Here is a 1,247-nt window from a genome sequence, read left to right as displayed (position 1 = left end):
CTTCAATGAACTCTGCCTTGTGAATGTAGGCGGCACGAACGCTGTTCCGCTCTCGATGGCTCATCTGTCTTTCAATAGCAGTCTCTGACCACATCCCTGACTCAACCAGTGCGCTGCATGCCATTGAGCGGAAGCCGTGACCACAGATCTCGGTCTTGGTGTCGTACCCCATAGTGCGCAACGCTTTGTTCACGGTGTTTTCTGACATCGGCTTCCAGGCCCTAGCATCACCGGCAAATACCAGGTCGAATGTGCCAGTGAGGGTGTGGATCTGTTCAAGCACGGCCACAACTTGCGGCGATAAAGGCACAAGATGAACATCGCCCGCCATTTTCGTCCCCCGCGTTGAATGGCGTACGTCCTCTAGCTCCGGCCGAGTATCCGGGATCTCCCATACGCCACGCTTGAGGTCGAACTCACACCAGCGAGCGAAACGTAATTCACTCGAGCGAACAAACACGTGCAGCGACAGCATGAGCGTTAGCCGGGTCAGCTCTCGGCCCTTGTAGGCATTGATTCGTGCCAGCAATTCAGGCAGGCGTGATAGGGGCAATGCAGGCCGATGGGAGACTCGCGGCGCTTTGATCAAGCCCTGAAGATCGTACGCAGGGTTCATCGGAATAAGACGAAGGCGTTTTGCCTCACGCATAATACTTTGCAGGTATCTTTGTACCCTTAAGGCGACGTCAATCGTTCCACGTTTTCTGATCGCCTCCAAAGGTTGCATCAGATCATAAGTATCGAGATCAGCAATCGCGCGAGCACCGATAAACGGGAACACATAGTTATTCAGACGGTTGAACACATTTTTGGAATGGTCTGGTGTCCATCTGGCCGACATGTTCTTGTGCCAGTCCAACGCAACGCTTTCAAAAGTACGGCCGTTAACAGTTTTGGCTTTACGCTTGTTCTCGACGGGATCAATGCCGTCTGCGAGCATCCGCTTCGCATCTAAACGCTTCTGGCGAGCTTCGGCCAGGCCAATCACGGGATAGCTGCCGAGGGAGGTCAACCCCTCCCGGCCGTCAGGCTTTACATACCTGAGACGCCAGCCTTTACGGCCATTGGGTTGAATTAGGAGATAGAGACCGTCGCCGTCGAAAAGCTTGTAGGGACGGTCCGTTGGCCTTGCTAAACGGCAAGCAGCGTCGGTAAGCGGAGCAGTTGTGCGCGACATAAGGGTATCATCCTTAATCGAACCAAAGACTACCCCTAACTCTACCCTCTAAATGACTGGAATCCAGAAG

Annotated in this window: 1 protein-coding gene; it reads right to left on the bottom strand. The window is 53.8% G+C overall.

Annotated elements, in window-relative coordinates; translation table 11 throughout:
• A partial coding sequence (locus AC1DVH_RS31335) for a tyrosine-type recombinase/integrase (RefSeq protein ID WP_477757052.1) occupies positions 1-1,177 on the bottom strand: 1,177 nt, incomplete at its 3' end.
• Between the last annotated feature and the right edge of the window lie 70 nt (positions 1,178-1,247).

The organism is Pseudomonas sp. P4_C3 (genome assembly GCF_056402075.1).
Note: the sequence above shows the minus strand (reverse complement) of the source record. Positions and strands in the feature narration are given on the sequence as shown.